Annotated in this window: 9 protein-coding genes; 3 read left to right on the forward strand and 6 right to left on the reverse strand. The window is 67.5% G+C overall.

From position 1 onward, the window contains the following. On the forward strand, positions 1–353 hold a 353-nt coding region (locus tag ACWELQ_RS35055), incomplete at its 5' end, for a hypothetical protein (protein ID WP_452401317.1). An 18-nt stretch (positions 354–371) separates the two neighbouring features. On the opposite strand, the gene ACWELQ_RS35060 is transcribed toward ACWELQ_RS35055, so the two are convergent. The 3 genes from ACWELQ_RS35060 to ACWELQ_RS35070 form a co-directional block, all read right to left on the reverse strand. Then, positions 372–758 carry a hypothetical protein gene (locus ACWELQ_RS35060; RefSeq protein ID WP_452401309.1) on the reverse strand — a complete coding sequence of 129 codons (387 nt, stop codon included), beginning with the start codon at positions 756–758 and terminating at the stop codon, positions 372–374. 81 nt (positions 759–839) lie between these two features. Continuing rightward, positions 840–2,120 (reverse strand): hypothetical protein, encoded by a 1,281-nt coding sequence (locus ACWELQ_RS35065; protein WP_452401310.1) that lies wholly within the window; start codon positions 2,118–2,120, stop codon positions 840–842. Positions 2,121–2,141: 21 nt separating this feature from the next. Continuing rightward, a complete protein-coding gene (locus ACWELQ_RS35070) occupies positions 2,142–2,957 on the reverse strand; it encodes an alpha/beta fold hydrolase (protein ID WP_452401311.1) in 816 nt (271 codons plus the stop codon). A gap of 119 nt (positions 2,958–3,076) precedes the next feature. Between ACWELQ_RS35070 and ACWELQ_RS35075 the strand changes: the two genes are divergently transcribed. Both ACWELQ_RS35075 and ACWELQ_RS35080 read left to right on the forward strand, forming a co-directional pair. Continuing rightward, positions 3,077–3,634 (forward strand): TetR/AcrR family transcriptional regulator, encoded by a 558-nt coding sequence (locus tag ACWELQ_RS35075; RefSeq protein WP_452401312.1) that lies wholly within the window; start codon positions 3,077–3,079, stop codon positions 3,632–3,634. 2 nt (positions 3,635–3,636) lie between these two features. After that, positions 3,637–4,044 carry a hypothetical protein gene (locus ACWELQ_RS35080; protein WP_452401313.1) on the forward strand — a complete coding sequence of 136 codons (408 nt, stop codon included), beginning with the start codon at positions 3,637–3,639 and terminating at the stop codon, positions 4,042–4,044. On the opposite strand, the gene ACWELQ_RS35085 is transcribed toward ACWELQ_RS35080, so the two are convergent. From ACWELQ_RS35085 to ACWELQ_RS35095, 3 genes are all read right to left on the reverse strand, one after another. Further along, positions 4,032–4,682 carry a class I SAM-dependent methyltransferase gene (locus ACWELQ_RS35085; protein WP_452401314.1) on the reverse strand — a complete coding sequence of 217 codons (651 nt, stop codon included), beginning with the start codon at positions 4,680–4,682 and terminating at the stop codon, positions 4,032–4,034. The two genes, ACWELQ_RS35080 and ACWELQ_RS35085, sit on opposite strands and share 13 nt — an antisense overlap. 26 nt (positions 4,683–4,708) lie before the next feature. Beyond that, positions 4,709–5,686, reverse strand: a complete 978-nt coding sequence (locus ACWELQ_RS35090; protein ID WP_452401315.1) for a COX15/CtaA family protein — start codon at positions 5,684–5,686, stop codon at positions 4,709–4,711. Between the two features lie 75 nt (positions 5,687–5,761). Then, the coding region (locus tag ACWELQ_RS35095) for an ABC transporter permease (RefSeq protein WP_452401316.1) at positions 5,762–6,156 on the reverse strand (395 nt) is incomplete at its 5' end.

The following is a 6,156-nucleotide window of genomic DNA, read 5'->3' on the forward strand; positions in this document are numbered from 1 at the left end:
GGCGGGGGCAGCACGATCGAGTAGGCGGGCTTGGCACTGGCAGGGTCGGCGGTGAAGTAACCCGCGGCTACCCAGCGCTCGTACAGGTCGGCCTCACGCCGAATCGCCTGTACCGCTACGGACGTCGCGTCATGGAGTTGACGCTGTCGCTGACCGGGCGGACCAATCCGATGGCCCGCGAACCTCAGCGCTCGAGCTGGACACCCGCCGCCATGGGCGCCGTGGTGACCGAACGCGGATTCACCGTGACCGGCGACCGCGACATGCTCACCGTGGCCCACGACTCCGGTGTCGCGGGGAAGCGGGAATCGTTCCTCAGCACCGGTCGGCTCCTGGTGGCCGACCGACACTGATCGTCGCCACTGCGGACCTCAGGCGTTGAGAGTGACGACCCAGGAACCGTTGCAGCCCTTGTCGTGATCGCGGTTGCCCTCGTAGTTCCACACGGCCTGCAGGTCGGAGTCCTTCTGAATGTTGAAGTCACCGGTCGGGGACTTGATCGCGACACCGTTGTAGAGCAGCACGCTCAGATCATTGGGGTAGATGGTCCATTCGCCGTTGTAGCCGGCCGGGTAGTTCATGCTGACCGTGGTGGTGCGGCCCGCGTGGTTCTGCACCACGAGGCAGGCGCCGGCATGGTCCTGAGCCTGGGCGGGCGCGGCCGCGAACGCGACGGCGGAGAGACCCACCGCGGTGGCGGCCAGCGGGACGCCGATCTTCGCGACGGTCTGACGTTTGACGGTAGAAATGTTCCACATGAGACAACCTCCAGAGGAATCCGGTTGGCCCGGATCAGTGCTTCGATGTACTGAAGGTAAGCAGCCTCACCAGCGGGTTTCTTAAATTTTCCTTACAGCGGCAGCCCGCCGATTGGCGTCGTCCTCCATCGCATCCGCCGCGATTCGCGTTAACCGCTCCCGCACTCGCGGTATCGAGAGATCGACGTGAGCGATCCCGATCGCCCGGATCCCGGACTCGGCGTCGGTAAGACATTCGAACGCCCGCTCGTGCGCGAAATCCGGTGCCAGGGCGCTCAATCCGAGAGCGCACCGCTCACGGAGATACGAGTACACCGTGGTTTCGAAGAGCGTTTCGAACATCGGTACCGCCGATGCGAAAGCCAATCGTGTCAGCCCGCTGACCAGCGTGCATTGTGCGTAGATGGTGTCGTTGGATTCGATTCCGGTGGCTTTCACGTAGTCGAGGAACATTTCGGCATCCCCGAAATCCCCGATTTCGCACAACAGAGACAGAGCTTGGTAAGCCAGATCCCCGTCCATCCCCGCGTTCGCCCTGGCCCATGCCAGCGCACGTGGTGACCGCAGCTGCTTCAGCTGCCGCCTGACAGCGACCCGCACCCGCAGCGGCGTCGAGACATCTGCGAGCAGAGCCGGTGCGATCGCCAAGAGCGTTGGCTCCCAGCCTGTATCGGCCACACCGGCAGCATTCATGATCAGTTCCCGCTCGGCGGTGGCACGCGCCCGCCGCGCCGCTGACAAGGACAGCCCCGACCCGGACACCTGCCGTTCCTGTTCCCGCGCCGCAAGCAGCCGCTCGATGCGCGGACTTTGCGCCCGCCATCGCGCCCACGGCTCCGGCAGGTCACCGGTCCACGCGAGCGCCCAGTTCAGTTGCGTGTCATCGGCAACCGCAAGTACCTCTTCGAGCAGGCCCTGTGCCTCCGGATGGTCATGAAAATCTGCCAGCGCATTGATCGCCAACTCGGCGTCGCGGCCGGTCCGCAGATAGCGCCGCAACTCGCTGACGCTGCCGTTCACGCCTGCTCGCGCGAGGTTTTCGAGCACCTCGACGACCAGCCAAGCATCCGAATCACCCGTTGTGTCCACGGGCTTCGAATAGGCGTCCCGTAAGCGCCGCAGATCCACCCCCAGGTCGGCCACCAGCCGCGCATACAGCCAACCCCGGTTCTCGACCTGGTGATCCCAGCGCGGATCGTCGACGATGCACTCAACCACGAACTCTGCGGCCTCCGCACGCGATGCCAAGGCCGCCTCGTAACATGCTCCCCGCCCTCGCTGTATCAACCCCAGCAGCGAATCCGCCTTGGCCCACATCATTTCCACGCGCACATCAGACCAGCCTGGCCGTGCCGTGACCACCGCTTTTTCGTATGACCGCTGCTAGCGCGTGGTGGCGTCGTCGGTGGGGGTGGTGAGGGCTGAGTTGATGAAGGGGAGGGTCAGGTCTAGGAATTCGGTGGGGGTGGAGGAGAAGGGGAGGTGGCCGGTGGGGAGGACGTGGAGGTGGGAGTGGGGGATGAGGCGGTGGGCCAGGGTGCCGTAGCGGAGGGGGAGGACCGGGTCGCGGGCTCCCCAGATGAGGAGGGTGGGGGCGGTGATCTTGGAGGCGTGGGTGGTGAGGTCGTAGGCGGGGGAGTTGAAGCTGTGCCAGAGGGATCGGTAGGCGGCGCGGCCTGCCGGGGTGGCCGCCGCTCGCATCGCGCGGTTGATGACGGCTTCGTCGTCGGGGGAGAGGGGCTTCATGTAATTGCGGACACTGCGGGGGATTAGGTAGCGGGCCACGAGGGCGGAGCCGTAGAGGTTGCAGTAGGCGCGGGTCATGGGGTTCTGGTGGACGAAGCCGCCGGTGTTGACCAGAACGAGTCCTGCGACGCGGTCGGGGTGGTCGATGGCCAGGCGGGCCGCGGCGAATCCGCCGACCGAATTGCCCAGGAAGACAGCGCGTTCCAGGCCGAGCGCGTTGACGAATTCGACGAGCGTATCGGCGAGGCCGACGGCGGTGATCTCCGGATTCGCTTCGGACGCACCATGTCCCGGCCAATCGACCGCGATCACCCGGTGATGCGCGGAGAGGGCGGGGACGATCGGGTCGAAGTCGTGGTGGTCGTGCAGGTTCGCGTGGAGCAGGACGATCGCGGGGCCTGTTCCGGTGTCCTGGTACGCCACGCGACCTGCGGAAGTGTCCATGGTATGCATCGGCGATCTCCTGGGATCGATCGAGTTGACCGTTCGGTCACTCACTGACCAGTCGGTCGGTCATGTAAGGTGACGATACGACCGGTTCGGCGAACAGGCAAGGGAGAGGAGCGGTTCGGATGAATCTGCGGGAGGATTCCGCGGCACGCACCCGCGCGGCCCTCGTCGACAGCGGCCTACGCCTGGCCGAACGCCTCGGCCTGGCCGGGGTCAGCGTCAACGTCCTGGTGGCCGAACTCGGTGTCTCGAAGGGAACGTTCTTCCACCACTTCGGCAACCGCGCCAACTATCTGCTGGCCTTGCATCGCGAATTCCACGACCGCCTGCAAGTGGATATCGAATCCGCCATCGCGGGCCTGCCGCCCGGTCGCGCCCGCCTGCAAGCGGGTTCGACCGCCTATCTCGACGCCTGCCTGCGCGACCGCGGCGTCAAGGCCCTCCTCCTGGAAGCCCGCGCCGAACCCCTCATCCTCGATGAGGTCACCGCCCGCAACACCCACAACGCCGTCCTCATCGAACCCGATCTCGCGGTCCTGGGCTGGACCCATCCGGCCGACGCCGCCCGCCTGTGGGTGGGCCTGGTCGCCGAGGCCGCGCTGCTCGAACTCCATGCCGGACGCACCCAGCAGTCTGTGCGAGATGCTTTGTGGCAGTTCCTCGGTCGCGAAGCCGCATAGCGATGAGTTCGCCTCGCTCGCGGCGTGCGGCTGTGGCTTTCCTGGTGGTGATAGCCCTGGTGATGGCGGGGATAGCAGCGGCCCTGCTGATCAATGGGACGCGTGACCTCACCCAGCCGACCTCCTGCGGCGGTGTCGTGATGTCGGAACGCGACGGCTGCGAGGTGATGCCGCGCGGAGGCCGCGGCTCGCCCGAGATACAGGTCTACTGGCCGGGCGGCATGGTCGCGGGCATCGCCCACGCAGTCCCGGCCGACCGCCCGCTCCGCAGCCGCGACCAGATGCACGACAAGGCCCGCACCGACGGCATCGTCGGCGTGCTGGTCGGCACGGCGCTGCTGCTCGGCCTGATCGTCCTGGGCCGCAAGATCATCCGCAGATGGCCGCGAAACGGTGCTCAAGCTCGGTAATGCGAGGTGACCGCGTCCTGACCGGTGTAGTTGGGGCCGGAGTGGGGGTTCGCGCCGAGATAGGTGAAGGGCCAGGTGGGTTCGGCGGCACCGGTGCGAGTGAGGCGGTGGGTGCGGGCGTTGTACTGAAAGCCGTTGGCGCGCAGGGCGGTGGTGAACGGGCGGCCCAGGGGTGCGTCGTCGGGTCCGCGGACGGCAGCGGCCTCGAAATTGGCGGCGAGGTGGCCGTCGATGGTGAGCCAGGAGGTCATGCGGGTCAGCGCGCCGAGTTTGTCGCCGACATAGTGCAGGGCGTGGACGCTGGTGACGAGGTCGAAGGGCGCATCGGGCTGCCAGGTCAGCACCGAGGCGGTGACCAGGTCGAGTCCGTCGCGCGGCGGGACGCCGAAGTAGCCGACGAGATCGAGCCCGACGATCGTGGCGTGACCGGCCAGCGGGACGGTGGCGTCGGAAAGTGCTCGGGCGCTGCCACATCCGATGTCGAGCCAGCGTTGTGGGCTGGGCCGGGCCAGCAGCCACGCCACCGGATCGAAGCCGAGTTCGCGGCGGTACGCGGGTAGTCGCCGGTCTCGGTTCATCGCGGTATTCGCCACTACCGCAGTCTGTTCCAGGTGTGCGTCGTCGATCAGGTCGGTCACACCGACCATCCTGCCCGGATCAGGCGTCAGGCGAGGATCTTGCCGGTGCTCGCGGTCGCGGTGGCGGGCAGGGTTTCGCGGGTGCGCAGGGCGGCCCACAGGGCGGCGGTGGCGGCGGTGCAGGCCGCCGCGCCGCCGACGTGGAAGGCGACCAGGGCGGCGGGGACGTGGGTGAAGTATTGGACGATGCCGATCAGGGCCTGGGAGCAGACCAGGGCGATGACCACGATCAGCCGGGTCCGGATGGTCTTGTTCATCCCGACGGCGGCCAGGCCGCAGGCCAATCCGACCAGCAGGGCCAGATACGCGACCAGGAGTTCGGCGTGCAGGTGGACGAGGGTGGTGATCTCGACCTGGAGGCGTTCGACCGGTTTGGCGGCGCTCTTGTCGCCCGCGTGCGGGCCCGCGCCGGTGACCAGGGTGCCCGCGATGAGGGTCGCGGTGAGGGCCACGCCGCTCAGGGCGGTCAGCAGGCGCAGGGGCTTGGGCGCCTGCACGGTGTCGATGCCGTCGTCGGGTTCGCCGACCTTGACCCACAGCAGCGCCGCCAGCCACACCATCAGCATCGAGGCGAGCAGATGCAGCGAGACCGTCCACCACAGCAATCCGGTGCGCACGGTGATGCCGCCGAGCACGGCCTGCAACACGGTGCCGCCGGGCATCAGCCAGGCGTAGACGAGCACTTCGCGCCGCCGCCGCGCCCGCGTCACCGCCAGCACGATCACGGCCGCGGCCAGCACGACCACGAAAGTCAGCATGCGGTTGCTGAATTCGACGACCTGGTGCACGACCGGCACCTCGGCCACGGTGGTCGGCGTGAAACTGCCCGGGAAGCATTGCGGCCAGGTGGGGCAGCCGAGGCCCGAGGCGGTGACGCGAACGACCGCACCGGTCACGGAGATTCCGGCCTGGGTCAGCAGAACCACGAAGGCGATGAGTCGCTGCACCCGCACCGAAGGCATCGGGAACAGATCGGCAAGTCGCTGGAAGGCGCGAGACAGCACGCAGACGATGGTAGCGGGGGCGTATTTCGCCCCGTCACCCGCCCTACTACAACGTGTCGTTAAACACGCTGCGCGTCAATCGAACTTGAAGAAGCGGGTGGCCAGCCACCCGGCGAGTCCGCCCCATCCGGCCAGCACCGCCAGCCCGTACCAGTCGACGCTGGTGCGCATCGCCTGCTCCAGGCATTCCGACAGCGCACCGGAGGGAATGATCCGCGCGATAAGGCTCACCGCGTGCGGCAGATCATCGGACATGAACACCAGGCTCGCCGTTCCGAGCATGACGAACCAGAGGATGTTGGCCAGCGCCAGCACCACCTCGGCCTTGAGCGTCCCGCCCAGCAGCAGCCCCAGCGCCGCGAAGGTCGCCGTGCCCAGCGCGATCACCAACGCGCCCAGCAGCAGCCCGCTCAGCGACGGCCGCCAGTCGAGCGCGAACCCGATGGCCCCCAGCAGAATCGACTGCAACA

It is taken from the genome of Nocardia sp. NPDC004722 (assembly GCF_053601505.1).